We start from the raw sequence: 26,746 nt of genomic DNA on the forward strand, positions 1-26,746 counted from the left end.
TGGGCGACCCCTTCTCCCCTGTAGGAGAAGGTGGCCGAGCGGAGCGAGATCGGATGAGGGGTGTTCCAACTTGGAATACCCCTCACCATTGCCAACCTTGCCGCTGCGGGGCTGCGGGGCAATCCGACCTCTCCCACAAGGGAGAGGTGGAAAGCGCTAGCTCGACTTGGGCTCGGCGTCGTTGATCTCGACGGTGAACGAGCCGTCCTTGATCGCCTTTTCCTTCTCGGCGACCTTGGCCTTGATCTCGTCGGGCACCTTGCCCTCGAAGGTGCCGAGCGGAGCCAGCGACGAGCCGCCGTTCTTCATGAAGGAATAGACGCCGTAGTCGTCGGCCTTGAAGGTGCCGGCCTTCACTTCCGCAATCGCCTTGTCGAGCGTCGGCTCAAAGTGCCACAGCGCAGAGGCGACGACGGTTTCGGGATAGTCGGCCTGGGTATCGATGACGTTGCCGATGGCCAGCACCTTCTTTTCCTTGGCGGCATCAGAGACGCCGAAACGCTCGGCGTAGAGCAGGTCGGCGCCGCCGTCGATCTGGGCGAAGGCGGTTTCCTTGGCCTTGGGCGGATCGAACCACGAGCCGATGAAAGCGACCTGGAACTTGGTGTCGGGGGCCACTTCCTTCACGCCGGCCATGAAGGCGTTCATCAGGCGGTTGACCTCGGGGATCGGGTAGCCGCCGACCATGCCTATATTCTTCGACTTGGTCATCGCGCCGGCAACGAGGCCGGAGAGGTAGGACGCGTCCTGGATGTAGTTGTCGAAGACCGAGAAGTTCGGCACGGCGGCGTCGGGCTTGAAGCTGGAGCCCATCAAGAAGGCGACGTCGGGATAGTCCTTGGCCACCGCGCGGGCGGCGTCCTCGACGCCGAAAACCTCGCCGAGGATGAGCTTGTGGCCGGCCTCGGCATATTCGCGCATGACACGCTCATAGTCGTTGTTGGCGGTGTTTTCCGAATAGACATATTCGATGTCGCCGCGGTCCTTGGCGGCGTTGGCCGCCTTGTGGATGCGGCTGACCCACTGCTGCTCGACCGGAACCGTGTAGACGGCTGCCACCTTGATCGGGTCGGCCGCGAAAAGCCGCACCGGCAGCCCCACCGCCGCCACGGCGGCGGAGGCACCCGTAGCCTTGATCAGCGTACGCCGAGACAAGCCGAAATCGTTTGAATTTCTTGGCATTCTTTCCACCTCTGGCTGGTTTTGGTCTTCTTTGGCGAAGGCGCGTTTTTTATCGTTTGGTCAACGGTATGCGAAATCCGGAATGCCGGCAATCCGCAGGCAGCCTGCTGTCCACCGTCTCCTTGCGCACTGCCACGGCAGGTCCTTGCATTGGCAGCACATCTCCCGTTTCCCTTCGCCCGCAGGTGCTTTATATAGGCCCGCACGGGGGGCCGCGCCTCAAGGGACCCATTGATTTGTTTGGATTTTTTCGTCCGACGCAGAATCACCGCCTGATCTTTCGATTGCTGCGCGAATCCTTCCGCCAGCATGCCCTTGGCTACGGTATCGCAATCGCCGCCATGCTCGTGGTGGCCGGCATGACCGCGGCCAGCGCCTGGATCATGCAGGACATCACCAACGAGTTCGTCATCGGCAAGGACATCAACCGCGTCTACATGATCGCGGCGATGGTGGCGGGGATATTCATCCTCAAGGGCGTGGCGACGTTCGTCCAGGCCTTCTTCCTGAGCCGTGTCGGCAACAGCATCATCGCCGACCGCCAGCGCAAGATCTACGATCGCATCCTGGCGCAAGGCATCTCCTTTTACCATTCGATCCCGTCGTCGGACCTGATCACCCGCGTCACCCACAATGCGCAGGCAGCGCGTGCGGTGCTCGACGTCATCGTCACCTCCTTCGTGCGCGATCTGTTTTCGCTGCTCGGCCTGGTTGCTGTGATGGTCTACCAGCAGCCGATCCTGTCGCTGGTCGCCTTCATCGTCGGCCCGATCGCTATCTTCGGCGTCAACCAGATCTTGCGCCGGGTGCGCAAGATCATGGAGGCGGAGTTCATGTCGCTGGCGCAGATCGTGCAGGTGATGCAGGAGACGACGGTCGGCGTGCGCATCGTCAAATCCTTCAATCTCGAATCCCTGATGCGCAGCCGCATGCACCGTGCCGTCTCCGACGTCGAGCAGCGTGCCAACACCATTGCCGCGCTCGAAGCCGGCACCAGCCCGATCATGGAAACTCTGGCCGGCCTCGCCATCGCCGGCGTGGTGCTAGTCAGCGGCTACCTCGTCGTCCAGGGCGGCCAGACCCCGGGCAGCATCATGTCGTTCATCACAGCACTGCTGTTGGCCTACGAGCCGGCCAAGCGGCTGGCGCGGTTCCGCGTTTCGCTCGAGGCCGGCCTTGTCGGCGTGCGCATGATGTTTGAACTTACCGACCGGCCGCTGACGATTACCGAAAAGCCTGGTGCCGAGGCACTGTTGGCCGGCCCCGGCAGGATCGAACTCAAGGATCTCAGCTTCTCTTATGCCGACGGCGAACCGGTGCTGCGCGATCTCGACCTGGTCTTCCCCCCGGGCAAGATGACCGCACTCGTCGGCCCCTCGGGCAGCGGCAAGTCGACGATCATGAACCTGATCATGCGCATGTACGATCCCGACAGCGGCCAAGTGCTGTTCGACGGGCAGGACATTTCGCATGCGACGCTGCATTCGGTGCGCGACCGCATCGCCTATGTCAGCCAGGATACCTTCCTGTTTACCGGCACGATCATGCACAACATCCGGCTCGGCCGCGAAGGCGCCAGCGACGAAGAGGTGATCGCAGCCGCCAAGGCCGCCAACGCGCACGACTTCATCACGGCGCTGAAGAACGGCTATGCGACCCAAGTCGGCGAGAACGGCGCCCTGCTTTCGGGTGGCCAGAAGCAGCGGCTGTCGATCGCGCGCGCCATCCTGCGCGATGCCAACGTGCTTTTGCTGGACGAAGCCACCAGCGCGCTCGACGCCGAATCCGAGGCGCTGTTCCGCGAGGCACTGGAAAAGCTGTCGGCGGGCCGCACGACGATTGCGATCGCACACCGGCTGTCGACCGTTCACCAGGCCGACAACATCGTGGTGATGCAGGACGGCAACGTTACCGAACAGGGCCGCCATGCCGATCTTCTGGAAGCCGGCGGGCTCTATCGCCGGCTCTACGAATTCCAGCTGATGCGCTGATCGCCGTGCGCCTGAAAGCCGCGCCTTGGCACACCCGAGGCGCGGCTTTTTGCTTGTGCATTTGGCCTGGCGGCCCTCAATCGATGCGGATGAAGACGCCCTTGGTGCTGAGATATTCGCCAAGATGCTCGCCACCGCCCTCGCGGCCGTAACCGCTCATCTTGTAGCCGCCGAAGGGCACCGCGGGGTCGATGGCGTGATAGGTGTTGACCCACACCGAACCGGCCTGCAGCCGGCGCGACAGCTGGTGCGCGGTGGCCAGGTCGCGCGTGAAGACACCGGCGGCCAGGCCATAGGGCGTGTCGTTGGCGCGTCTGACCGCCTCGTCCAGCGTATCGAAAGGCAAGGCCGAGATGACCGGGCCGAATATCTCCTCGCGCGCTATGCGCATGGTGTCGGAAACGCCGGCAAAAACCGTCGGGGCGATGAAGTTGCCGGCAGCCAGGGCGCCGTGCGACAGCCTGGTGCCGCCGGTGACGAGCCGAGCGCCCTCCTCGGAGCCGGCACGCAGATAGCCCTCGACACGCTCGAGCTGGCGCGGCGAAATCAGCGGGCCGATTTCGGTCTCCGGGTCAATGCCATTGCCGATGCGCAAGCTTGCGGCATAAGCGGAAAGACGTTCGACGAACTCGTCATGGATCGAACGCGCGACGAACAGGCGCGAGCCGGCGATGCAGATCTGGCCGGAATTGGCGAAGACCGACATGGCGGCGACCGGCACCGCCCGCTCCAGGTCGGCATCGGCGCAGACGATGACCGGCGACTTGCCGCCGAGTTCGAGCGACACGCGCTTGAGATTGCCGGCCGAGGCCCGGACGATGCTCTGGCCGGTCAAGGTGGAGCCGGTGAAGACGATCTTGTCGACGCCCATGTGTTCTGCCAGCGGCGCGCCGGCTTCCGCTCCCGTGCCGGTGACAACATTGACGACACCGTCGGGCACCCCGGCCTCTGCCATCAGCTCGGCGATTAGCAGCGGCGTCAGCGGCGCTTCTTCCGAGGGCTTGAGCACGACGGTACAGCCTGTCGCCAGCGCCGGGCCGATCTTCCAGATCGACGCGGCGGTCGGTGCATTCCACGGGATGATCGCGCCGACGACGCCGACCGGCTCCTTGCGCGTGAACGAAACGATGTCACCGGGCAACGAGTTCTCGATGGTCTCGCCGTGCAGGGCGGTCGCCATACCGGCGTAGTAGCGCAGCATGCCAAGAACACGATTGGCATTACCCCGCGCCCTGGCGATCGGCAGCCCCATGTCGGTGGTGTCGGAGGTGCAGATCTCCTCCCAGTGGCGCTCGAACAAATTGGCAATGCGCAGCAGCAGCTTCTGCCGTTCATGCGGCTTGAAGCGGCTCCATGGTCCGACAAAGGCATTGCGTGCGGCGGCCACTGCGCGCTCGATATCCTGCCTGCCGCCGCGCGGCACCGTGGCGATGATCTCGCCGGTGGCCGGGTTGCGCGTCTCGAAGGTCTGGCCGGAAGCCGCCTCCACCCACAAACCGCCGATGAACATCGGCCTATGGCGGCCATCGATGGGCTGGCGGATGGGGACGATGGTCATGGTGTGCTCCTCGCCGGCGCGGCCGAGGCGTGGCGCCATGGCCTGGTCAACGCGGCAAGGCTAGGCCGGAGTGGCCACGCCATTCAAGCCATTGCGATGAGGCCAGGAGCCGAACGTCAGGCGATTGCGGTGCGTTCGAAATCGCCGGTGGTGCGGTCCATGACCCACAACTCGCCCGCCGAGATGTCGAACCAGGCGCCGAAGATTTCCAGTCGGCCCTTCTGCTCGAGGATCTGGACGCACGGGAAGGTGCGCAGATTGGCGATCGAGTAGCGGATCGAGATGCGCTCGAGCGCGGTCTGCCGCTCGGACTTGGTCATCATCTCGTTGCCGGAGACGACTTCGGCCGCAGGCCCGACGAGGCTCATCCACTTGCCGATGAAATCGCCGGGCGAGAGCGGCGTGGCATTGGGGTCGAGGGCCGCGCGGATGCCGCCGCAGCGGCCGTGGCCCATGACGACGATGTTCTTGACCTTGAGCGCCTGCACGGCGAATTCGAGCGCCGCCGAAGTGGAGTGGAACTCGCCATCCGGCGAATAGGGTGGCACGAGATTGGCGACGTTGCGCAGCACGAACAATTCGCCCGGGCCGGCATCGAAGATGGTTTCGGGCGCCGCACGGGAATCGCAACAGGCGATGACCAGCGTTTCGGGCGACTGGCCCTCGCGCGCCAGCGACTTGTAATGCTCGGTTTCGGCCGCGTAACGGCCCTTCATGAAGTTGCGATAACCGGTGAGCAGCGTATCAGGCAAATTCGACATGGAGTTGCCCATAAACGGAAATTGCCGTTGCGGCAAATGCAAATGAGCAACAGCTACTAAGTCTCCGACGTCTTGGACCGGTGCCCCTCGCGCCGCTCAACCGCGGAACGAAAAGCCAGGCGCTTTACGATGAACGAAGTTGGGCTATGCTGCGGTTCGAACCGCACCGGAAGCGCCTTGCCCAGCAAGGCTCTCGCCTGCCCGCCGAAACCCGGCAGCTGACAACAAGCGCGGCACACTATCTGCAACACGGCAAGGAGAGTGAAATGCGCCTGCTCCTTTTCATCATTTTTGCTGCCGGCGTTCTGGCGGCGACAGGCGTCGGACCCGCGCCCGTCTCACCCGCACAAGCCCAGGAATGCTCGGGCGAAAACTGCCCGCAGCCAAGCGGCCAGGGCAGCGGCCGGGACTGCGAAAGCAAGAAGGAAAATACGGTCAGCTGACGGCGCGCCAGCCCGACAGGTCGACTGACGCTTCTTCCGCGGGGGCTCAGGACTTAAGTGGCCGCGCATCGCCGGCAGCGCTCGCTGCGCAATGCCGGTTGATTTTGCGTGCGCCGTTGTCGAGGATGCCCGTAGAGCCTCGCTGCCGACAACAGACCGGGCCAGAAGCTGTCGCATTGGAAATGAGCATGGACGGACACGTCGTCGATAACCCGGCCATGAGCCGATACGAACTTGCACTGGGTGACGAAGTGGCGGCGGCCTACTACCGGATCGAGGACAACCGCATCGTGCTCGTCCACACCGAGGTGCCGCAGGCGTTCGCGGGACAAGGCATCGGCTCCAGGCTTGCCAAGGGTGTGTTCGAAGCCATCAAATCCAGCGGCCGCAGGGCGATCGCCAGATGCCCCTTCATGGCGACCTATGCCAGCCGCCACCCGGAATACCTGGCGCTGCTGGATGGTTGACCTTCCGAACGCCACCGCCTTGCGGACCGAGGTTCGAGCAATCTCGAGCGTCGATGCGAGGCAGCGCTTCTGAGCCGTACTTTCCACCTTCGAGCTACATCCGGGACAGGCCACACATGATCAAGGGCATAGCACTTCTGCTGCTGTTTCAATTGCTGGGGGAAAGCATCGTCTTCACCACAGGGCTTCCCCTGCCCGGCCCGGTGGTTGGCCTGGTGCTGCTGTTCGTGGCGATGCAGGCATGCAAGATGCTCGGCCTCGGGCTGTTCGCCGAGGCGGAAACTGCGGCCGACGGCTTCCTTGCCAATCTCGGCCTGCTGTTCGTGCCGGCCGGCGTCGGCATCGTCGCACTTTGGAGCCAGTTGCAGAGCCAGGCTGGTGCGATCCTGATGGTGCTGGTGGCGTCCGCGGTTCTGACCCTTGCCATCACCGTGTGGACGTTCGTCATCGTCCGCCGGTTCGTCGGACGGGAATAGCCTGATGAAGCATCCCATCGAACTCTGGGTCTACCTGTCCGCCTCGCCGCTGCTGTGGCTCACCCTGACCTTGTTTGCGTGGATATTGGCCACCACGATCTCGGTGCGCCTGAAGCGCCACCCACTGGCCAATCCGGTGCTGATCACCATCGCGGTGCTGTCGACGACGCTGTGGTTGTTCGACGTGCCCTACGAGACGTTTTTCGAAGGCGCCCAGTTCATCCATTTCCTGCTCGGCCCCGCCACCGTGGCCATCGCCATCCCGTTGTACCGCCAGTGGCAAAAGGTGCGGCAGGCGCTGATCCCGATGGCGGCGGCGCTGGTCGTCGGCTCCTTCTCCGCGGTGTTGTCGATCGTGCTGATGGGCAAATGGGTTGGTCTTTCCCAAGATGTGCTCGTCTCGTTCCTGCCCAAATCGGCCACGGCCGGCGTGGCCATGGCGATTTCATCGTCGCTGGGTGGGAATCCCTCGCTGACCGCCGTCCTGGTGGTGCTCACCGGCATCGTCGGCGCGCTTGTGGTGACACCGCTGATGAATGCGATGCGGATCAAGGACTATGCCGCGCGCGGCTTTGCGGTCGGGCTGACTTCGCACGGCATCGGCACGGCCCGCGCCTTCGACGTCGATGAGACTGCGGGACTGTTTGCCGGGATTGCGATGGCGCTGAACGCCATCGCAACGTCCCTGATCGTGCCGCTGCTGGTCAGGCTGGTGCTGTGATCAGCGAGGCGGTGGCTCTTCGCCGGGCGCCAGCGTCATGACGTCGGCCCATTCGGGATGCTTGCGATACTGCGCCCGCACATAGGGGCAAAGCGGCAGGATCTTGAACCCGTTCTTGCGCGCGTCCTCGACCAGGAACGTCACCAGGGCCGCGGCGGCACCGGTTCCACGCATCGTCTCGGGCGCGCCGGTGTGATCGGCGCTGATCAGCCCAGGGCCCCTCTTGGTGAAGGTGATTTCGGCTTCGCCGTCGACGCCGGCGATGCGGGCGACGTAGCGCCCGTGGCGCTGGCCGCGTTCTTCCCTGGAGATGTCGATTTCAGACATGTCTTTCCTCTGCTTTCACATCATGGAACCCGGACAAAAGCCGCTCCGGGATCAGGCCACCGGCTCGACCGACAGCATCCGTTCCATCTCGGAACGGCCGAAAGTGGCGCCGAAGATCGGCGTGCCGGTTCCGAAGGTGCGGCTGGCCGCGAGCGGACCGGCATCGACGGCATCGTAGCCGAGGCGGTCGACAAACGCGGCGACGATGCCGCGGGCAGCGGGATCGTTTCCGGCGATGGCCAGGGCGCGCCTGTCGGGATCACCGGCCGGACGCGCCTCCTCCTCGATCTCATGGTAGCCCATGTGATTGAAGCTACGCACCAGCAGCGCTGCCGACAAGAACTCCTGGACAACCTCGCTGCTCGACCGCACGCCCTCGAACTCGGCGATTGTCCCGTCGGTCGGGGCCCAGTAGTTCATGATGTCGACCACCACCTTGCCGGCCAGAAGCTCGGGCTTCAGGCTGCGGTATTTCGACAACGGCAGCGCCAGCAGCACGATGTCGCTGTTGGCGATCGCAGCCTCCGCCGTCCCTGCCTTTGCCCCCGGAGCCATGATCTCCAGCAGCAGTTCGATCTCGGCGGGCGGCCGACCCGTTGCGACACGGACCTCGTAGCCGGCTCCTAGCGCCAGCCGAGCCAGCGCGGTGCCGACACGGCCGGCGCCGAGAATGCCGATGGCGGACGTCTCAGGCGACATTGGTCAACTCCTTGGCCGGCTCGCTGGTGCCGAGTTCGGCATCGACGAGCGGCTTCACCTTGGTGCCGAGCAGTTCGATGGAGCGCAGGAACTCCCTGTGCGGCATCTGGCCGACATCGGTCTGGAAGAACTGCCTCATGTGGCCGAGGCTCTTGTGCAGGGCCACGATCCGCTCGGCGATCTCCTCGGGTCCACCGGCAAACAAGGCGCCGGCACCGCTGGCCTCCTTGTCGAAATGGGCGCGCGGCGGCGGTGCGAAACCGCGGATCTTGCCGAGCTGTTCCATGACGCGGTGCCAGTGGGTCCAGAAGAACTCCTTGGCCTGTGCCGCATCCTCGCCGACGAAGCCGGGGCTGGCGACGGCGACCTTGATCTTCTCCTGCGCTATGCCGGCCTGTGCGGCAGCACGCCTGTAGAGATCGGCCAAGGGCGCAAAGCGGTTCGCCTGCCCGCCGATGATGGCATAGGAGACCGGCAAGCCGAGCAGGCCGGCACGCACCGACGAATGCGGATTGCCGCCGGTGGCGAGCCAGATCGGCAACGAACCGGCGTCCGGGCGCGGCACCACCAGCGCATCGTTCAGCGCCGGGCGGAACTTGCCGCTCCAGGTGATCGATTCGCTCTCGTTGATCTGGAGCAGCAGCTCGAGCTTTTCGGCATAGAGTTCGTCATAGTCGTTCAGGCTGTGGCCGAACAACGGAAAGGATTCGGTCGACGATCCGCGGCCCGCGGTGATTTCAGCGCGGCCGTTCGAGACTGCGTCGAGCGTGGCAAACTGCTGGTAGACGCGCACCGGATCATCGGTGCTGAGCACGGTGACCGCGCTGCCGAGCTTGATGTTCCTGGTCGTGGAGGCGGCCGCGCCCAGGATGACGGTCGCGGCAGAGGCCGGCATTTCGCGGGTGTGATGCTCGCCAATGCCGAAATAGTCCAGCCCCACCTGGTCGGCGAGCTGGATGGCTTCGAGCAGGTTGCGCGTGGCATCGGCGGTCGAGCCGAGCTTGCCGGTTGCGGCGTCGGCCTGCACATCGCCAAAGCTGTAGACACCCAGTTCCATGGTCTTCGCTCCTTTGCCGGCGGCGCCCTTGTCGCTCGCCTTGTCAGTAAGTATATTTTTGTAACCTGGCCTAATATTGTTACTGGCCGGAAAGGCGCAAGGAGGCACATCGATGTTACCTGAACCGAGCGGCCTGCTGGAGATTTGCAGGCCTGTCCGCCACATTCTCGCCCGCGTCGGCGACAAATGGAGCGTGCTCATCGTCATGGCCCTGCGCGACGGCCCGCGCCGCTTCAACGAGATCAAGCGCGCCATCGGCACCATCTCGCAGCGCATGCTGACATTGACGCTCAAGGGCATGGAACGCGACGGGCTGGTGCGGCGTATGGTGACGCCGTCGAACCCGCCCCGCGTCGACTACGAACTCACCGAATTGGGGCATTCCCTGCGCGGACCGATCGAAGAGCTCGGGCGCTGGGCGATCGACAACGAGAGGCGGATCACCCAGGCTCAATTGTGGTTCGACGGCCGCGACAAGGCCGCCTAATCTGGTTCCGGCAGGTGCGGCCGGCGACAAGCTCGCAGCGTGGCGCTCCCCGAAGCGTTCGACGACAAAGGTCAGGAGCCGACCGGCATGTTCGCCGTCGGTTTCGCCTGCGCACGCTCCAGCGCCGGCGACAATGCTCGATAACTTGCGAAGAAAAATGGCGCGCCCGAAAGGATTCGAACCTCTGACCCCCAGATTCGTAGTCTGGTGCTCTATCCAGCTGAGCTACGGGCGCGCAACAGGCCAAATGTTGAAAATGGCCGAGACGCTTCGGTCAATCGACCGCAGCGACCGGCGCTACCTAGCGGTTGGTTTTGCGAATTGCAAGCAGCCGCCGAGCTTTTTCTGGAAAGGCAACGCAGTTGTCCCGCCGCGCGGCGAGCGGGACAGAAAATCGAACTGCGTCTTGAACAGTTCCATCATTCTGAAATTCGGAAGAATGGCGCGCCATGGAGGATGAAACTGAGAACTTCGAATTGGTGGTCCTACGATGAAGAACGCGCCTTTTCGACTAAAAGAAATAGATGAAACCGAAGAGGCTCTTTCCGAAAGACGGCAGCTAGATTGTGCTGCTGTCAAATTCCTGGCGGATCGCGGTGCAGACGATAAATTGGTCGACGCTGTTGCCATTGCGATTGACGATCAACGGATCAATGAAGAGCTCGCGAAACAGCTGCGAGAGTACGGCAAACTCACGGGCGGAATTGCATAGCGAATTTCTCGCTGTGCACGGACAGAGTGGCCGGCCAGCCTGATACCCATAACCACCGAACTTTGCCTTGATTACTGTTTTGCCGAGAGCCAAAAAGACACTAGCGGCCTTTGCAACATCTGTTGTTGAGCGACCGAAATGGCCGATGCCGGACCGTCCGCTTGCGGCAGAATTGGGCAAAAAGCCGACCTTTCATTTGGGCGTAGTCCGATCGCATTGTTCACCACGCATAGCGCAGCACGCCCTTGCCCGAATATGACCTCGTCACGTTGGAGAACTCACCCTCGAAGCTTGCCGCCGCCGACCAGCCGTTCAGCCATCTCTTCTCAACCGCAGCGGTTATCAAAGCGGAATCGGGCGCCATGGCAGCTCCATTCACGACGAAACTGGCGCCGGGCAGCGTTTGGAAGGTTGCGGTCAGGCTCCGGTCCGGATTGAAGTTATGTGCCCAGGCAAGGCGCCCGCGCAACGTTAAGACGCCATCGGCCATGTCAAACGACTTGTCCATGCGCAGGCCGAGTTCGGCGCGCGTGTCGGTCACGCTTCTACTTTCGTAGGACAGAGCGAAGGTGTTTGAGCCGCCGACCGTCTGCTCGGCATAGGAGGGCATGTCGAAGGCGGTGAACTGGCCAGCCGCGTAAGGCGTGAAGCCAACGCCGCCGACGTCAAGGCGGTAGCCGCCCTCAAGGCGCCCGGACCAGGCATTGGCGTCGAACTCGGCGCGCAGGTGATCGGTGCCGGATACTGTCAGGAACCGGTCCGTCGTAAAATCCTGCCGGCCATAAGCGAGCGCGCCCGTCAGATAGGCGGCCCCGGCATTGTGTCGGAAAAAGGCGCCGGCCTGGAACAGGTCGGAGCTGCCGCTGCCGAGGCCGGGGACGCTGAAGCTGGTGCTGCCGCCGGCCAGCGCGAAGCCGGCGACGGTGTCGGGAGACAGGCTGTAGTCGGCGCCGACGGCAAAGCCGTAGAGGCTGGTCCGGGTATCGTTCGACCCCACCGAGGCATTGCCGTCGGTCAATTGCGAGCCGCCATACCCGGCCACCCATGCGCGCCAGGGCTGTTCCACGGGCAGGTGGGGCGAGGCGTTGGCGGACAGAGCCGCATCGGCATTGCGCTTGCCTGGTCCCCCGCCATCTTCGGCATAGGCAAGGCCGGCCGGGACTTTGGTGTCGGCATCATTGTCGCCGCCGACCGGAACGCCCCGCCCGGTGATGAACGGATCCGTGATCACCCCAACAAACTGGTCCATGGCATAGAACGTCGCCTGCTGCGCGCCGGTGCCGATCTCGCCGGAAAGCTGTGTCAATCCAGCCGGTGTCAGCCCGCCGAATACCATCGGGATGCTGCCAGTGGTGTCGAAGAAATCGACGATGGCGTCGCCGACATTCTGCTGGTTTTCGGAAAGTCCTATCCCGGTCGGCGGCACGAAGTTCAGTTCAAGATCGAGATAAGCTCGCGTGGTGTCGTAGCTCAGTGAGGTGTGGAAGCCCGACGGCAGGTTGCCGTTGTTGGTCGTGGGATTGAACGTGCCGGTGATGCTGCCTGCGGTCAGGATCGTGTATTGCTTGGCGACATAGCTGCCGCTCGCAAAAAGCGGGGCGACGGTGGCGCCGCCTAGCGACGCGTTGCCGGTGACATTGGCGTAAGAGGAGGAGGCAGGATCGACGACCACCGCATAGAAGGCGCCCGGCTGCATCGTCAGGCTCGACAGGGTCATTGACGTTCCCGGCAGGCCGTGACCCGGCGCAAATACGCCGCCTGCGCTTACAGTGGTAGCGCCGGCGAAACCGATGCCACCCAGAATGCCGCCGTTTTCGACGGAGGTCAGGGATGACGACGCGATCGAGCCATCCACCACAAGCGTTCCGTCGCTTACAGTGGTCGCACCCGTATAGGTGCTTGTTCCTGTAAGTATCAGAGTGGCGATGCCGGCTTTTGTCACCGATCCGCTGCCGGTGATGGTCTGGTCCAGGGTCGAGCCCGTTGGCTGATCGAAGGTGAGCGAGCCGGTGACCGAGATACGACCGGTGATTCCGGACGTCGAGTTGGCCAAGGTGAGGAAATTGTCCCCGCCGGTGAAGACGATGGCGTCGGCACGTGTCCCGCCGTCACCGCTCAGGCCTCCCGAGATGACACCGCGATTGGTGACGGTCAAATTGGCGCCGACCAGGCCCGCGCCGCCCAGACCGGGTGGAGATCCTCCACTGCCGCCTCCGCTTGCCCCGCCATTGCCTCCAGCCACCGTGCTGTCGATTGTAATCATGACCCCGCCAAGGCTGGTGAGCAGCAGCCCGGTTCCGCCGCTCCCGCCACTACCGCCGAATTGGGCGGAGCCTCCGTCGCCGCCATCACCTCCGGTCACCGCCACGCCAACCGTCCCGAGGTTGCCCGAGCCGGTCGCCACGACACCAAAACCGCCCGCACCGCCGCCCCCGCCGCCACTGACACCCCCTCCTCCCGCGCCGCCATTGCCTCCGGCGCCTCCGGTCGAAATGGCGGCGGGAAGGATGGCGCCGACAGAGCCATGGGCGCCGCCGCCGCCGCCGCCGCCGGAACGTTCCCAGAATGATCCGGCCGCGCCGTTGCCGCCATCCGCTCCGGCCGACGGCCCCCCGGCGCCGCCCGTCCCGCCAAGGCCGGCGCTGCCATTGCCGCCGCTGCCACCCGCGGCACCGGCGCCACCGCCGCCACCGCCGCCGCCGATTCCACCCGGTCCGTTTGCGCCCGTGCCGCCGGGGCCGGTCGCGCTGTCGGCTCCGCCTGCACTGTTAAAGATCCCCCCCGTGCCACCACCCGCGATCGCCGGGGCGGCACAGATTGTTGTACCTGCGAGAAGCAACAGGGCGACACTTCGCGTGACGCTTCCCCGAACGAAAGTCTGACACCTATGCGGACCGATGCAGGCTCGTCGAGGGTCCCAAAGGCCCAGCCGCGACCGGCCGAGTGGCACATCCGGCAACAGCGACGACGCGAGTTCAGCTCGCACGCCTGCCGTTTTCGATTCGTGACCCATCATCCGCCCCCTGCCAACAGCTGGACATTTTGCGGAAGCACTGCGGCCCGCAAGGGTGGGCAAAACGATTGAGACGATATGTCGAGAAAATGAGATGCTCGGCAAAATCAGGCCCGGCTTGCGCGCTCACAAGCGCGCAGCTACGTTCGCGCTGAGGGCTGGATGGAGGGGATGCCATTGGACAAGCCGGCGGCGGAATCGCACGGCAAAAGGCCATCTTCCCGCCTGGACATCTCGGTCAGTCCGGGAAACGCGCGTGATTTCGATCTCCTGCGTATTGGCCTGTCTCCCCTCTACGAGATGGATGCTCCCGATACTTCGGCGCGGGCCTCGTTTGCAGCCGGAATGACGAGTTATCATTTCGCCGATATCGGCATTGCCAACAGCTGGGGGGCCGCCACCAACTTCGAACGGACTCCCCTGACCATCGCCCGCGGCGGGCTCGACAACATCTGCCTGCTGCTCTACGCGCAAGGTGGCTGCGGCCTGACCAGCGAGGGTCATTCGGCCGAGGTCCATCCTGGCGACGTGTGCTTTCTCGACATGACCCGGCAGAGCACGTTAAGCGCTACGCGCTACCGGAATCTCTCCCTGGTGCTGCCTCGCGCCTTGCTTGCCCCGCTGGTCGCCGACATCGACGGTTTGCACGGCCGCATCCTGCAGAGGTCGACGTCACTCAACGCGATGCTGGCGAGCCATCTGCGCGCCCTGTTCAACGAGGCCCCCGTCCTGGCTTCGAAGGATGCGGGTGCTGCCGCACACGGTACGGCGGCGCTGGTTGCGGCATTCGCCGGTGCATCGGCGACTGGCCGGGAGATGATCGAGCAGGCTTCCTCCAGCGCGTCCCTGCAAACCGCGCGCCGACTGATCGAAGCGAACCTGCGGGAGCCGGACCTGGGTCCGGAATTCGTATGCCAGCGGCTCGGCATGTCGCGTGCCAAACTCTACCGGCTGTTCGAGCCGATCGGCGGCGTTGGCGCGTATATCCAGCAACGACGGTTGACGCGCGCCTACCACGCGCTGACCGACCCGGCGCAGGCAAACGTCTATATTGGCCTCGTTGCCTCGCAATGCGGCTTCGGCAATGCCTCGGTCTTCAGCCGCGCTTTTCGACAGGCTTTCGGCATTTCGCCGACCGACCTGAGGTCCAACCATCGGCGCGTGGATGCGGACGACACCGGCCTCTCTGGTGATAACGCCTTCACGACCATGAGGCGGCAGCTGCTCGGAATGGGCTCGCGCCACAGATAGCCGGGCGGCGGAACCGCGCTACGTGCATAGAGTGCTGGCAGCCTTGGGGCCGCGAGCGGAACGGCGGCTTTGCGGAAGCGCGGCCGGGAATGGAGACATGCGGTTGCCTTCGAAACAGACAGTAGGTCGGAATCTCGTCCGGCGCGCCGCATTGGGCACAGATGATAGCTATGGGATAGCATCACAATGCCCGGCTGGAGCTGAAGGAGGTCAAAGTGCAAGACAAGGAAATTCGCATCACAGGGTCAAAAGCCGTGCTCGCGAGAGTTGCCTCGCAGGGCTTCGTTAAGACCCCGCCTTCGGTTCTCTCTTTTGTTCGAGAATGGCGCGCCCGAAAGGATTCGAACCTCTGACCCCCAGATTCGTAGTCTGGTGCTCTATCCAGCTGAGCTACGGGCGCGCGACAGGCCATGCGAACGGCCAACACGCTTCGGTCAATCGACCGCGGCGATTGGCGCTACCTAACGGCTGGCATGACGAAATGCAAGCCGCTGCCGGCAAAGTTTTTTGACATCAGGCCGGTCGGCGCAAACCGTGGCGTGCCTCGTCGAGGCGGACCGGCTGATCGGGAATAGTGACGGCAAAGACGGTGCGACCGCCGGTGCTCTCGACCAGTTCCAGCGAGCCGCCATGGGCGCGCACCAGCTCGTAGGCGATGGCGAGGCCAAGCCCGGTGCCGCCGCTGCGCGCAGAACCGCGGAAGGCGGCAAAGAGATTTTCGCGTGCCTTCTGCGGCAGCCCCGGACCGGTATCGGCGACCAGGATGCGGCTGACGCTGCCTTCGCGTTCGGCATAGACGGTGAGGCGATTGACGATGGCGCTGTCGGCCACGCCCGCCATGGCCTGGACGGCGTTGCGGCAGAGATTGGTCAGCACCCTGAACAGCTGGTCCGGGTCGGCATCGATCTCGAAGTCGGTATCGACCGCATTGAAGAATTCGATGCCCGAGTCAGACTCGAGGCCGAGCAGGCCATGCACGTCGTCGACCAGCTGGCTGAGCCGCAGGCGACGGCGCGCCGGCGGAAGTTCCTGGGCGCGGCCATAAGACAGCACGTTTTCGGTATAGGCGACGGCACGGTCGAGCGTCTTCAGCAGCTTCGGCGCAAAGGCCTGGACGGCCGGATCCTTGACCATGCGCAGGCGGTCGGACATCAGTTGCGCCGAGGCCAGTATGTTGCGCATGTCATGGTTGATCTTCGACACCGCAAGGCCGAGGTCGGCGAGGTGCTTCTGTTCGTTCAGCATCTTCTGCAGATGCATCTGCATCGCCGACAATTCGCGTTCGGCAACGCCGATCTCGTCGCCACGCGACCCGGCCGGAACGATGACACCTGCCGGGCTGTCGGGAGCATCGGAGAAGGTCAGCATCGAGCGCGTCATGGCGCGGATCGGGCCGATCATGATGCGGTCGATGGCTGCGTAGACCAGGGCTGCAGTACAGAGCGAAATCAACAGCGAGACGAAGACGATGTACCGCGCGTTGCCCAGCATGGCGCGATGCAGCCGGTAGTCGGGGATGACGAGCTCGAATTCCTTCTGGCTCTCGCCGACGGTTCCGAAGACCCGCAGCATGCGGTTGCCACCGAACAGCAACGTGTCGATCGCCGCCGGCATCGAGCTCAGCACGCCTGCCTTGGTGATGTCGATATGTTCGTCGACCTGGGGCGGCATGTCGGTAACGACGAGCAGCCTCGAGACGCCGCCATCGCGCACGGCGATCGCCTTGGCGCCGATCGCCATCAGCACGTCGTTCTGGGCGGCGCGCGACAACGACGTCGGATCGCCCTGCACCAGGATGGCCGCAACCGCGGCAGCCGTCGCCAGCCGCTCCTCCAGCCAGCGAAGCCGGTAGGAGGCGATCGAGGGCAGGAAGAACAGGACTTCGGCAAAAAGCACGAAGGCAATGGTCAAGAGCAGCAGCTTGGCCGAGAGGCCGCGCGAAAGCGGAACCGAACGGTCTGCTGGTTTTCCGGCATATGCGCCGGTATCTGCTGCTTCAGTCATTTTGGTCTTTGCTGCAAGTCCACCCTGGGAGCGTAGGTTCGGCCAATGGAAGCGCGAAACGCCTTGCATCCCGTCACGGCAAAGATAGGCTATTGCAGCGCAGTTGCAAATTCCGCAGTGCAAAAGACGGCCTGTAGCCATGTCATGGACGGGCCGGTTGGCGGTCCCGGACGGGCTGCCGACAACCGGCGGTGGCAACGGCGCCGGCGGATTGACTTCACGGCACCTTCTTTCTATAAGCCCGCACACGCTCGGGACCCGCTTCCGTCGCGGTTTTTGATCGCGTCGAGGCAAGCCGAGCCAAGCTCCTGTTACAAAGTGACAGAATCAAGAAGGGCCGCACCCCGCGGTATTAAAACAAATGAAGCGTACCTATCAGCCTTCCAAACTCGTCCGTAAGCGCCGTCATGGTTTCCGTGCTCGCATGGCTACCAAGGGCGGTCGTGGCGTCGTCGCAGCTCGCCGCAATCGCGGCCGCAAGCGGCTCTCCGCCTAAGCCGTAGGCGGGGACCTTGCCCGCTGACGGCAAGCCAGAGGGGTCTGCTCCGCATGGACGCGGCCCCGAACGGCTTCTGAAAAGAAAACAGTTTCTGGCCGTCCGCCGCGGTGACAAGCGGCGCGGGCGGTTTTTTCTCGTCGAGGTCCTGGATCGCGACGACAAGGCCGGGCCGCGGGTCGGCTATACCGTCACCAAGAAGGTCGGCAATGCGGTTGTCCGCAATCGTGTCAAACGGCGCCTGCGGGAGGCCGTTCGTACACATGCCGCAGGTGACATGGCCGCCGGCAAAGACTATGTGATCGTCGGGCGCGAAGATGTGCTCACCGCCCCTTTCGGCCAGATAACGGCTGAACTTTCTCGGCGCATTCGCGGAACGCGATAAGGGCTTTCGATGGAAAACAACCGTAACTTCTTCATCACCATCGCCTTGTCGGTGCTGATCCTGACGCTCTGGCAGGTGTTCTACATGAACCCCCGCATCGAAACGCAGCGGGAAACCGCGCGGATCGAGGCCGAGCGCGTGGCGCAGGAGCAGAAGGCCGCGCAGCCTGCCGGCACGACGCCCGGCAGCGCCACCCCTGCCGCGCCGCAGGCCGGCATCCCCGGCACGCCGACGACGCAGGCCGCCATTGCCGACCGCGCCCAGGCGATCGCCGGCTCGGGCCGCGTCGCCCTCGACACGCCGAGCCTGAAGGGTTCGATCAACCTGACCGGCGCGCGCATCGACGACATCAGCCTCAAGCACTACCGCGTGACGGTCGAGCCGAATTCGCCTGTCATAGAGCTGCTGAACCCGCAGGCACTGCCGTCCGGCTTCTACGGCGAGATCGGCTTCGTCGGCAGCGAGGCGACCGGTGCCGTTCCGGGTCCCGACACGGTCTGGACCGCCGAAGGCAACCAGACGCTGACCCCGGCAACGCCAATCACGCTGACCTACACCAATGAAAAGGGCCTGACCTTCAAGCGCGCCATTGCGGTCGACGAGAACTACATGTTCACGGTGACCGATACGGTGACGAATGCCGGCAGCGCCGACGTCGCGCTGTCCAACTACGGACGCCTGACCCGCTTCGACAAGCCGCTGCATGCCTCGACCTACGTACTGCACGAAGGCCTGATCGGCGTGACCGGCACCGAAGGCCTGCAGGAGATCAGCTACAGCACGATCGAGGACGACAAGCAGGTCCTGCCCGGCAAGTCGACCGACGGCTGGCTCGGCATCACCGACAAATACTGGGCCGCGACGCTGGTTCCCTCGGGCAAGCAGCCGTTCCAGCCGCGCTTCTCCTATTTCGACGACGGCCGCCCGCGCTACCAGGCCGACTACCTGACCGACCCGATCACGGTGGCGGCCGGCCAGTCGGCGACTGTCGAAACGCTGGTCTTCGCCGGCGCCAAGGAAGTGGCCAAGATCAACGCCTACGAGGCGGATCGCCAGATCCGCCAGTTCGAACTCCTGATCGACTGGGGCTGGTTCTACTTCATCACCAAGCCGATGTTCTGGCTGATCGACAACCTCTACAAGTTGCTCGGCAATTTCGGCCTGGCGATCCTCGCCACCACCGTCATCGTCAAGGCCATCTTCTTCCCGCTCGCCAACAAGTCGTACAAGTCGATGGCGAACATGAAGATGGTGCAGCCCAAGATGCTGGAAATCCGCGAGAAGTACGCGGACGACAAGATGAAGCAGCAGCAGGCGATGATGGAGCTGTACAAGACCGAGAAGATCAATCCGCTCGCCGGCTGCTGGCCGGTGCTGATCCAGATCCCGGTGTTCTTCGCGCTCTACAAGGTGCTCTACGTCACCATCGAAATGCGCCACGCGCCGTTCTTCGGCTGGATCCACGATCTGGCGGCACCCGATCCGACCTCGATCTTCAACCTGTTCGGCCTGCTGCCATGGGGCGTGCCCGCCTTCCTGATGATCGGCGTCTGGCCGCTGATCATGGGCGTGACCATGTTCCTGCAGATGCGCATGAACCCGACGCCTCCGGATCCGACCCAGGCGATGATCTTCACCTGGATGCCGATCCTGTTCACCTTCATGCTGGCGTCGTTCCCGGCGGGCCTCGTCATCTACTGGGCGTGGAACAACTCGCTGTCGATCCTGCAGCAGGGCGTGATCATGAAGCGCCAGGGCGCCAAGATCGAGCTGTGGGACAACCTTGTGGCGCTGTTCAAAAAGAAACCGACACCGGCCGAATAGGCCGGAAAATCGAGATGAAACAGAAAGGCCCTGGAATTTCCGGGGCCTTTTCTTTTCACTTGATATCGAAGCACTGAAACTCTTTCGGCAGGCGCTGCGTATCTCGAAGATACCTGCATGCGTCAGCTTGCGGGGTGGCGGTGTCTGACCTCCCCCCGGTCAGCAATGAACCGTCTCGGCAAGGCCGGGGTCCCGCTGTCCCTTGCGGGACCCCGGTTTGCGGCCCAGCAATCGCAACCAAGAATTCAAGTATTCGCGCAATGATCGAATGAAGAAGGTCCGGCGCGGCGATGTCAGCGCGGCGGATCGCGCTATACTGTCACCCTATCCGCCTCAATACGGACGTTGCGCCATGCCGGGACCGAACCCCTCGATCAAGCACCCGATGCCGATGCACAAGCGCGTCGGCTTCCTGAAGCCCCTCGTCGACGCCGAAAACATCGAGGTCGGCGACTTCAGCTATTACGACGATCCCGAGGGCCCCGACCTCTTCCAGACCAAATGCGTGCTGCATCACTACCCCTTCATCGGCGACAAGCTGATCATCGGGAAGTTCTGCGCCATCGCAGAAGGCGCGCGCTTCATCATGAACGGCGCCAACCACGCCATGTCCGGCTTTTCGACCTACCCATTCAACATCTTCGGCCATGGCTGGGAGGAAGGCTTCGACGTCGCCACCTGGCAGCAGGAGGTGCGTGGCGACACGGTTGTCGGCAACGACGTGTGGATCGGTATGGAAGCGGTGATCCTGCCGGGCGTCCATATTGGCCACGGCGCCATCATTGCAGCGAAATCGGTTGTCAGCAGGCACGTACCGCCTTATGCGATCGTAGCCGGCAATCCTTCGGTCGTGGTCAAGAAGCGTTTCGACGACAAGACCATCGAACGGCTGCTTTCGATTGCCTGGTGGGATTGGCCGGTGGACAAGATTGGCCGCAACCTCGACGCCATTCGCGGCTCCGATATTTCTCTGCTGGAGGCAGCGGTTTGAACGACCAGACAAGACCGGCAGCACCGGTGGATGCCGAGCTATTCAAGCGCCCGTGGATCTTCATCCGCGGCGTGCCCGCCATGAAGTTCCTGCCGCCAGAGGGACCGCCCGAGATCGCCTTTGCCGGCCGCTCGAATGTCGGCAAGTCGTCGCTGATCAACGGCCTGGTCAGGCAGGGCGGGCTGGCGCGCACCTCGAACACGCCGGGGCGCACGCAGGAGCTTAATTATTTCGTGCCCGACGGCTATTCCGGCGAGGCCGGCGACCTGCCGCCGATGGCGCTGGTCGACATGCCGGGCTACGGCTACGCCCAGGCACCCAAGGAACAGGTCGACGCCTGGACCAAGCTGGTGTTCGATTATCTGCGCGGCCGGGTGACGCTCAAGCGCGTCTATCTGCTGATCGATTCCCGCCATGGCATCAAGAAGAACGACGAGGAGGTGCTGACCCTGCTCGACAAGGCGGCGATCTCCTACCAGATCATCCTGACCAAGACCGACAAGATCAAGGCTGCCGGCGTGCCCCGGTTGATCGACGAGACGCTTCTCAAGATCAAGAAGCGGGCGGCGGCGTTCCCGGTCGTGCTCGCCACCTCTTCGGAAAAGAACGAAGGCATGGACGAACTGCGCGCGGCGATCGCGCTGGTGGTCAATGGCGGCTAGGCCGTCGCCGGCCTGAAGCTCAGCGCCAGGCCGTTGATGCAGTGACGCTTGCCGGTCGGCGGCGGGCCGTCGTCGAAGATGTGGCCGAAATGGCCGCCACAGCGGCGGCAGTGCACTTCGGTGCGGGTCATCAACAGGGCACTGTCGACCTTGGTGCCGACGGCATTGGGCAGCGCCTCCCAGAAGCTCGGCCAGCCTGTCCCGGAGTCGTATTTTGTCTCGGAAGCGTAAGCGCCGAGATCGCATCCCGCGCAATGGAAAACACCCTTGCGGTGCTCCTGGAGCAGCGGGCTTGTCCATGGCCGCTCCGTGTCTTCCTGGCGCAACACCGCAAACTGGGCGTCGGAAAGTACGGTGCGCCACTCCGCCTCCGTCCTGGTGATCTCGAAGCTCTCGGCCAATGCCGGGCCGGCAATGGTCAATCGCCTGGAAATGACGACACCGGTAAAAACGGCTATCGCTGCGCTGCCCAACAGGAATGACCGGCGGTTCATGGCATTGCTCCTATCCGACCATAGGCCGGTGCCGCATCACGGCGAAATCAACTGGGCTTGAGGGCAAACGATGCGCCCCGCCGCGGCTTCAAGGCCGTTGCGGGGCGCATCGTCGATTGCACGAGCGTCAGCGAGCCAGTGCCCGCACAATCATGCCCCCGGCTCACATCTTGGGCAGAAGCACCTTGTCGATGACATGGATGACGCCGTTCGACTGTTCGACATTGGCAATGGTGACATTGGCGACATTGCCGTTCTCGTCCTCAACGGTGACCTTGTCGCCGTCATACTTGGCGGTCCAGGTGCAGCCGCCGACGGTCTTGACCGGGTGAGCGCCCTTGTCGTCGTCGACCATCTTCTTGATGTCGGCCGCCATCGCCTTGGCGCCGACGACGTGGCAGGTCAGGATCTTGGTCAGCTGATCCTTGTTCTCCGGCTTGAGCAGGTTCTCGACGGTGCCGGCCGGCAGGGCGGCGAAGGCCTCGTTGGTCGGCGCGAAAACGGTGAACGGGCCCTTGCCCTGCAGCGTCTCGACCAGGCCGGCAGCCTTGACGGCGGCGACGAGCGTGGTGTGGTCCTTCGAGTTGACCGCGTTCTCGACGATGTTCTTGTCGGCAAACATCGCCGCACCGCCAACCATCGGGTTTTCGGCATAAGCAACGGTGGCGAGAGCGGAGAAAGCACCGGCGAGCAAAGCGAGAGAGATCTTACGCATATCGTAACTCCTTGGATTGTTTCCCTAGATGGAAAGGCAAAAGGAATTACGGTTTCGAGCGAGAACAGTTTCACAAAAAAGCAGAAATATATATTTATTATCAAACGGTTATTTCTCAAAACCTTGTAGATACGTGGGTCAATGCGAATAAGTTTCGACCCACCTTGCTTATCTGCGAAGATTCTCAGATTTCCCGGAGGTCGCCGGCCGCAACCACAGGTCCGGTCGGCTGGCCGGTCGGCGAACCGCCTGTCGGCTCGAGGCTGACTGCGAGCACGGCTCCGGCTGCGAGCTTGTCGCGCATGTCTTCCTTGACCGGCATCTTCATGGTGGCGCCGACCGGAATGACGCCCATCGACACCGGCGGGTTGGTGCCCTCGATCATCCAGAGCTCGAAGTCCTTGCCGGTGCCGCGTTCGCCCGCGACATGGGACAGGCCGACCTCGCCGGAGGCGGCGTCGTACATGACCATGTACTTCACGTCGCTGCCGTCGGCGGCGAGCGATGCCACCATGCGCTCCTGCGGCACGTCGACCGGCGGGCTGATCATGGGCACGGCGACATAGATCGCCAGGGCAGCCACGGCAGCCGTTGCCAAGCCGCGCCAGAAGGCAAGGCTCGCCCACAGGCCGGCAGGCTGCCCAACCGGCGCCTGAGCGGTGGAGGAGAACAATCTGGCGTCGATGGCCTGCTTGACCGAGGCCGGCGCCTCGACCTCGGGATAGGCCGCGCCCAGCGGGGCGAACCGCACTTCCCATTCGTCGACGAGCCGGGCGAACCCAGGCTCGCCATCGATGCGCATACCGACCTGGCGGCGCTCGTCGGCAGGCAGGACGCCGAGAACGTATTCGGCGGCGACGATGTCGTCCCCTCCACGTTCCGGTCCATTGTCTTCCGCGAGCGTCATCTTTCCAGACATTCCCTAAGCTTCAACAGGCTGCGGCGCAGCCATGTCCGCATGGTATTGAGCGGCACGCCATGGCGTTCCGCGAGTTCGGCATAGCTCTCGCCCTTGAGATAGGCGCCGCGGACTGCGGCGGCCCGGTCCTTCTCCAGTTCCTCGAGGCAGCCGTGGATGCGCCCGGCCTCGTCGCCCGCCACCGCCGCGGCCTCCGGTCCCGGCGCGGGATCGGCAATCTCAAGCGCCTCATCGATGGCGAGGGGTGCCTGGCGCCGTGCCCGGATACGATCGATCGCATGATTGCGCGCGATTGCCACAAGCCACGAGATGGGGCTGAGGTCGGAGGCGGCAAACCGGTCGGCCTTCGTCCAGATCTTGACGAAGACCTCCTGCAGCGCTTCCTCGGCATCTGCCCTGTCGTTCAATACACGCAGGCAGACGCCGAAAAGTTTCGAGCTCGTCTGCCGGTAGAGCAGATCGAAGGCACCGCGGTCCTTCATCGAGGTCCGCACGATCAGTTTGGTGATGTCCTGCGGCGTCATTGTCGCCACGTTACGTTGCGGAGGCCGAATTGCAACTGCTGTTTAGATTGCGCCACAACCTGCAACCGGTTTCGGAAGCGCAGGAGGCATGGCGTCACAGGCCGGCCAGGGTCATCGAACCATTTGCCCCCTGCCCGGTTTCCGGCTAAGACCGCGCCGACCTTTTCCACCGATCCGGGACCATGCCGATGACGACGAACGTCGCCGCCACCGCCGAAATGCAGGCCGCCCTGCTTTCAGCCGCCCTGCCCTACATGCAGCGCTACGAGAACAAGACCGTCGTCGTGAAATATGGCGGCCACGCTATGGGCGACGTGGCGCTCGGCCGCGCTTTTGCCCGCGACATCGCTTTACTGAAGCAGTCGGGCGTCAACCCCATCGTGGTGCACGGCGGCGGCCCGCAGATCGGCGCCATGCTCAACAAGATGGGCATCGAATCGAAGTTCGAAGGTGGCCTGCGCGTCACCGACCAGAAGACGGTCGAGATCGTCGAGATGGTGCTGGCCGGCTCGATCAACAAGGAGATCGTCGCCCTGATCAACGCCGAGGGCGAGTGGGCGATCGGCCTGTGCGGCAAGGACGGCAACATGGTCTTCGCCGAAAAGGCCAAGAAGACCATGATCGACCCCGATTCGAACATCGAAAAGGTGCTCGACCTCGGCTTCGTCGGCGAGCCGGTCGAAGTCGACCGCACTTTGCTCGACCTTCTGGCCCGTTCCGAAATGATCCCGGTCCTGGCGCCCGTCGCCCCGGGCCGTGACGGCCACACTTACAACATCAACGCCGACACCTTCGCCGGCGCCATTGCCGGCGCGGTCAAGGCATCGCGGCTTTTGTTCCTCACCGACGTGCCGGGCGTGCTCGACAAGGACAAGAAGCTGATCGACGAGCTGACGGTCGCCGACGCCAAGGCGCTGATCAGGGACGGCACCATCTCGGGCGGCATGATCCCCAAGGTCGAGACCTGCATCGAGGCGATCGAGCGCGGCGTCGAAGGCGTCGTCATCCTCAACGGCAAGACGCCGCACTCGGTGCTGCTCGAGCTGTTCACCGAGCATGGCGCGGGCACGCTGATCGTCCCGTAAGCGATAACAGTTCTGCCCCAACGGACTATGACGAGGCCGGCTTTTGTCGGCCTTGTCATTTCAGCCCTTGCGTTCACGAAGCATTGAAGCGCCTTGGCTTTCATTTTTCCCGCGTTGACGCACACTGATTTCCGGTCCCTTGGACGTCGAACCATGCTGGCGGCGCTGGCGCTGATGCTGTGCACGAGCTGCGAACTGCCTGCCACGCCGGTCATCGGCGTGGATGCCGGGACGGTGGATGTCGAGCTGGTGCTGGCCGTCGATGTTTCGAGCTCGATGGACGAAGGCGAGTTCGCCCTTCAGCGCGCCGGTTATGTCAAGGCGCTGCGCCACCCCGACTTCGTCAATGCCGTTCTGTCGGGCGTGAGGGGCCGCATTGCAGTGACCTATTTCGAGTGGGCGGGAACCGTCCAGCAGGAATCGGTCATACCGTGGCAGATCATCGACAGCCGCGACAGCGCCGACGAATTCGCCGCCAAGCTCGCCGTCAGGCCGATCGGCGGATCTGGCGGCACCTCGATCTCCAATGCGGTGGCGTTCGGCGCGAGCCTGCTGCAGCACAACGACTTCAGGGGTGAAAAGAAGGTGATCGACATCTCGGGCGACGGCCCGAACAACACCGGAGCGCCGGTGGAGGTCGCTCGCAACAACGCGGTTGCAACCGGCATCATCATCAACGGCCTGCCGATCCTCGTTCGACCGACGGGAAGCCTCGAAGACATCGACCGCTACTACGCCGAATGCGTGACCGGCGGGCCCGGCTCGTTCGTCCTGCCCATTCATCTCGCATCGGAGTTCATCACCGCGATCCGCCGCAAGCTGATCCTCGAGGTCAGCGGCGTCACCGACGCGCCGGACATCCTGAAAATCCAGGCGACAGAACCCGTCAACTGTCTCGTCGGCGAACGCTACCGGCTGGTTTATCCAGAGCCGTAGTCGCTTACGGCCGCAGGTGCCCGAGCGGCACGTGGCCGGGCCCCTTGATGTTCTGCAGCACCAACTGCGTGTGCACGTCGCGCACGCCCGACAGCCGCATCAGGCGGTGCATGACGAAGGCGTTGAGGTCGTCGACGCTGGGCACCATGACGTGCAGCAAGAAGTCGTAGTCGCCGGTCATCGTCCAGCAGGCCGAGACCTCGTCCATCCGCTGCACGGCGGCGATGAACTTTTCCGGCGAGTCGTCGCTGTGGCTGACCAGCCTGACCTGGACGAAGACCTCGACCATGAGGCCCACCGCCCGACGGCCGATGCGGGCGGCAAAGCCCTTGATGACGCCGGCCTCCTGCAGCGCTTCGAAGCGCCGAGCGCAAGGCGTATTGGAGAGGCCGATCTCCTGCGCGATCTCGGACACCGGCTTGCGGCCGTCGCGCTGGAGAATATCGAGCATCTTGATCTCGAACTCGTCGAACTGAGGCATTTTCACTCCCTTGTGCATCATCTGCAGGTAAATATACCTCAATTCCCGGGCTGATGCGCGGAAAGAAGTGAATCCTGCTCGACAG

The 26,746-nt window shown here is 63.7% G+C and carries 28 protein-coding genes and 2 tRNA genes; 15 read left to right on the plus strand and 15 right to left on the minus strand.

Annotated elements, in window-relative coordinates:
• Window positions 1-156: 156 nt before the first annotated feature.
• On the minus strand, window positions 157-1,182 hold the full coding sequence (locus tag GGQ99_RS21370; protein WP_183264101.1) for a BMP family protein: 1,026 nt from the start codon (window positions 1,180-1,182) through the stop codon (window positions 157-159).
• Window positions 1,183-1,418: 236 nt separating this feature from the next.
• Between GGQ99_RS21370 and GGQ99_RS21375 the strand changes: the two genes are divergently transcribed.
• Complete coding sequence (locus GGQ99_RS21375) at window positions 1,419-3,173, plus strand: ABC transporter ATP-binding protein (protein WP_183264102.1); 1,755 nt, start codon at window positions 1,419-1,421, stop codon at window positions 3,171-3,173.
• 76 nt (window positions 3,174-3,249) lie between these two features.
• On the opposite strand, the gene GGQ99_RS21380 is transcribed toward GGQ99_RS21375, so the two are convergent.
• Both GGQ99_RS21380 and GGQ99_RS21385 read right to left on the minus strand, forming a co-directional pair.
• On the minus strand, window positions 3,250-4,731 hold the full coding sequence (locus GGQ99_RS21380; protein ID WP_183264103.1) for an aldehyde dehydrogenase family protein: 1,482 nt from the start codon (window positions 4,729-4,731) through the stop codon (window positions 3,250-3,252).
• A gap of 116 nt (window positions 4,732-4,847) precedes the next feature.
• The gene (locus tag GGQ99_RS21385) at window positions 4,848-5,492 is read right to left on the minus strand and encodes a carbonic anhydrase (protein WP_183264104.1); all 645 of its coding nucleotides are present in this window, start codon (window positions 5,490-5,492) and stop codon (window positions 4,848-4,850) included.
• 146 nt (window positions 5,493-5,638) lie between these two features.
• Between GGQ99_RS21385 and GGQ99_RS21390 the strand changes: the two genes are divergently transcribed.
• From GGQ99_RS21390 to GGQ99_RS21405, 4 genes are all read left to right on the plus strand, one after another.
• Window positions 5,639-5,935, plus strand: coding sequence for a hypothetical protein (locus tag GGQ99_RS21390; protein ID WP_183264105.1), 297 nt, complete (start codon window positions 5,639-5,641; stop codon window positions 5,933-5,935).
• Between the two features lie 188 nt (window positions 5,936-6,123).
• Window positions 6,124-6,402, plus strand: a complete 279-nt coding sequence (locus GGQ99_RS21395) for a GNAT family N-acetyltransferase (RefSeq protein ID WP_183264106.1) — start codon at window positions 6,124-6,126, stop codon at window positions 6,400-6,402.
• 116 nt (window positions 6,403-6,518) lie between these two features.
• On the plus strand, window positions 6,519-6,878 hold the full coding sequence (locus tag GGQ99_RS21400) for a CidA/LrgA family protein (protein ID WP_108609475.1): 360 nt from the start codon (window positions 6,519-6,521) through the stop codon (window positions 6,876-6,878).
• A gap of 4 nt (window positions 6,879-6,882) precedes the next feature.
• Window positions 6,883-7,599, plus strand: a complete 717-nt coding sequence (locus tag GGQ99_RS21405; RefSeq protein WP_108609476.1) for an LrgB family protein — start codon at window positions 6,883-6,885, stop codon at window positions 7,597-7,599.
• Here GGQ99_RS21405 and GGQ99_RS21410 read toward each other — a convergent pair whose 3' ends face one another.
• From GGQ99_RS21410 to GGQ99_RS21420, 3 genes are read right to left on the minus strand one after another with little or no spacing between them, the layout of a single operon-like run.
• A complete protein-coding gene (locus GGQ99_RS21410) occupies window positions 7,600-7,926 on the minus strand; it encodes a GNAT family N-acetyltransferase (protein ID WP_108609477.1) in 327 nt (108 codons plus the stop codon).
• A gap of 51 nt (window positions 7,927-7,977) precedes the next feature.
• The gene (locus tag GGQ99_RS21415; protein WP_183264107.1) at window positions 7,978-8,625 is read right to left on the minus strand and encodes an NADPH-dependent F420 reductase; all 648 of its coding nucleotides are present in this window, start codon (window positions 8,623-8,625) and stop codon (window positions 7,978-7,980) included.
• Window positions 8,615-9,682 (minus strand): LLM class flavin-dependent oxidoreductase, encoded by a 1,068-nt coding sequence (locus GGQ99_RS21420; RefSeq protein ID WP_183264108.1) that lies wholly within the window; start codon window positions 9,680-9,682, stop codon window positions 8,615-8,617. Before GGQ99_RS21420 ends, GGQ99_RS21415 begins: the two co-directional genes overlap by 11 nt.
• 112 nt (window positions 9,683-9,794) lie before the next feature.
• Between GGQ99_RS21420 and GGQ99_RS21425 the strand changes: the two genes are divergently transcribed.
• Window positions 9,795-10,169, plus strand: coding sequence for a winged helix-turn-helix transcriptional regulator (locus tag GGQ99_RS21425; protein ID WP_183264109.1), 375 nt, complete (start codon window positions 9,795-9,797; stop codon window positions 10,167-10,169).
• A gap of 158 nt (window positions 10,170-10,327) precedes the next feature.
• Here GGQ99_RS21425 and GGQ99_RS21430 read toward each other — a convergent pair.
• Window positions 10,328-10,404: transfer RNA gene (locus GGQ99_RS21430), tRNA-Arg, on the minus strand.
• 255 nt (window positions 10,405-10,659) lie between these two features.
• Between GGQ99_RS21430 and GGQ99_RS21435 the strand changes: the two genes are divergently transcribed.
• Window positions 10,660-10,881 (plus strand): hypothetical protein, encoded by a 222-nt coding sequence (locus tag GGQ99_RS21435; RefSeq protein WP_183264110.1) that lies wholly within the window; start codon window positions 10,660-10,662, stop codon window positions 10,879-10,881.
• Window positions 10,882-11,101: 220 nt separating this feature from the next.
• On the opposite strand, the gene GGQ99_RS26325 is transcribed toward GGQ99_RS21435, so the two are convergent.
• A complete protein-coding gene (locus GGQ99_RS26325) occupies window positions 11,102-13,897 on the minus strand; it encodes an autotransporter domain-containing protein (RefSeq protein ID WP_281380085.1) in 2,796 nt (931 codons plus the stop codon).
• A 168-nt stretch (window positions 13,898-14,065) separates the two neighbouring features.
• On the opposite strand from GGQ99_RS26325, the gene GGQ99_RS21445 reads away from it, so the two are divergent.
• Window positions 14,066-15,145: a helix-turn-helix domain-containing protein gene (locus tag GGQ99_RS21445; protein WP_183264111.1), complete on the plus strand. Its 1,080-nt coding sequence runs from the start codon at window positions 14,066-14,068 to the stop codon at window positions 15,143-15,145.
• Between the two features lie 323 nt (window positions 15,146-15,468).
• On the opposite strand, the gene GGQ99_RS21450 is transcribed toward GGQ99_RS21445, so the two are convergent.
• Window positions 15,469-15,545 (minus strand) — tRNA-Arg (locus GGQ99_RS21450).
• Between the two features lie 113 nt (window positions 15,546-15,658).
• Entirely contained in the window at window positions 15,659-17,149 is a 1,491-nt protein-coding gene (locus GGQ99_RS21455) for a sensor histidine kinase (RefSeq protein WP_183264112.1), read from the minus strand.
• A gap of 361 nt (window positions 17,150-17,510) precedes the next feature.
• On the opposite strand from GGQ99_RS21455, the gene rpmH reads away from it, so the two are divergent.
• From rpmH to yihA, 5 genes are all read left to right on the plus strand, one after another.
• Window positions 17,511-17,645: a 50S ribosomal protein L34 gene (rpmH, locus tag GGQ99_RS21460; RefSeq protein WP_008833937.1), complete on the plus strand. Its 135-nt coding sequence runs from the start codon at window positions 17,511-17,513 to the stop codon at window positions 17,643-17,645.
• 16 nt (window positions 17,646-17,661) lie between these two features.
• A complete protein-coding gene (gene rnpA, locus GGQ99_RS21465) occupies window positions 17,662-18,030 on the plus strand; it encodes a ribonuclease P protein component (RefSeq protein ID WP_108609482.1) in 369 nt (122 codons plus the stop codon).
• Between the two features lie 9 nt (window positions 18,031-18,039).
• Window positions 18,040-19,854, plus strand: coding sequence for a membrane protein insertase YidC (yidC, locus tag GGQ99_RS21470; protein WP_183264113.1), 1,815 nt, complete (start codon window positions 18,040-18,042; stop codon window positions 19,852-19,854).
• A 352-nt stretch (window positions 19,855-20,206) separates the two neighbouring features.
• Window positions 20,207-20,845 carry a CatB-related O-acetyltransferase gene (locus GGQ99_RS21475; RefSeq protein WP_183264114.1) on the plus strand — a complete coding sequence of 213 codons (639 nt, stop codon included), beginning with the start codon at window positions 20,207-20,209 and terminating at the stop codon, window positions 20,843-20,845.
• Window positions 20,842-21,507 carry a ribosome biogenesis GTP-binding protein YihA/YsxC gene (gene yihA / locus GGQ99_RS21480; protein WP_183264115.1) on the plus strand — a complete coding sequence of 222 codons (666 nt, stop codon included), beginning with the start codon at window positions 20,842-20,844 and terminating at the stop codon, window positions 21,505-21,507. Before GGQ99_RS21475 ends, yihA begins: the two co-directional genes overlap by 4 nt.
• On the opposite strand, the gene msrB is transcribed toward yihA, so the two are convergent.
• The 4 genes from msrB to GGQ99_RS21500 form a co-directional block, all read right to left on the minus strand.
• Entirely contained in the window at window positions 21,504-22,001 is a 498-nt protein-coding gene (msrB, locus tag GGQ99_RS21485; protein WP_183264116.1) for a peptide-methionine (R)-S-oxide reductase MsrB, read from the minus strand. The genes yihA and msrB overlap by 4 nt on opposite strands.
• Window positions 22,002-22,164: 163 nt before the next feature.
• The gene (locus GGQ99_RS21490) at window positions 22,165-22,716 is read right to left on the minus strand and encodes a fasciclin domain-containing protein (RefSeq protein ID WP_183264117.1); all 552 of its coding nucleotides are present in this window, start codon (window positions 22,714-22,716) and stop codon (window positions 22,165-22,167) included.
• Window positions 22,717-22,900: 184 nt separating this feature from the next.
• A complete protein-coding gene (locus tag GGQ99_RS21495; protein ID WP_108609486.1) occupies window positions 22,901-23,623 on the minus strand; it encodes an anti-sigma factor in 723 nt (240 codons plus the stop codon).
• A complete protein-coding gene (locus GGQ99_RS21500; protein WP_183264118.1) occupies window positions 23,620-24,159 on the minus strand; it encodes a sigma-70 family RNA polymerase sigma factor in 540 nt (179 codons plus the stop codon). The genes GGQ99_RS21495 and GGQ99_RS21500 overlap by 4 nt, the downstream gene beginning before the upstream one ends.
• Window positions 24,160-24,341: 182 nt before the next feature.
• Between GGQ99_RS21500 and argB the strand changes: the two genes are divergently transcribed.
• Complete coding sequence (gene argB / locus GGQ99_RS21505; protein ID WP_183264119.1) at window positions 24,342-25,244, plus strand: acetylglutamate kinase; 903 nt, start codon at window positions 24,342-24,344, stop codon at window positions 25,242-25,244.
• A 153-nt stretch (window positions 25,245-25,397) separates the two neighbouring features.
• Window positions 25,398-26,180, plus strand: coding sequence for a DUF1194 domain-containing protein (locus GGQ99_RS21510; protein WP_183264120.1), 783 nt, complete (start codon window positions 25,398-25,400; stop codon window positions 26,178-26,180).
• Between the two features lie 4 nt (window positions 26,181-26,184).
• On the opposite strand, the gene GGQ99_RS21515 is transcribed toward GGQ99_RS21510, so the two are convergent.
• On the minus strand, window positions 26,185-26,661 hold the full coding sequence (locus GGQ99_RS21515) for an Lrp/AsnC family transcriptional regulator (protein WP_183264121.1): 477 nt from the start codon (window positions 26,659-26,661) through the stop codon (window positions 26,185-26,187).
• Window positions 26,662-26,746: the final 85 nt, after the last annotated feature.

The sequence above is a fragment of the Aminobacter niigataensis genome, from assembly GCF_014200015.1.
Lineage (GTDB): Bacteria > Pseudomonadota > Alphaproteobacteria > Rhizobiales > Rhizobiaceae > Aminobacter > Aminobacter niigataensis.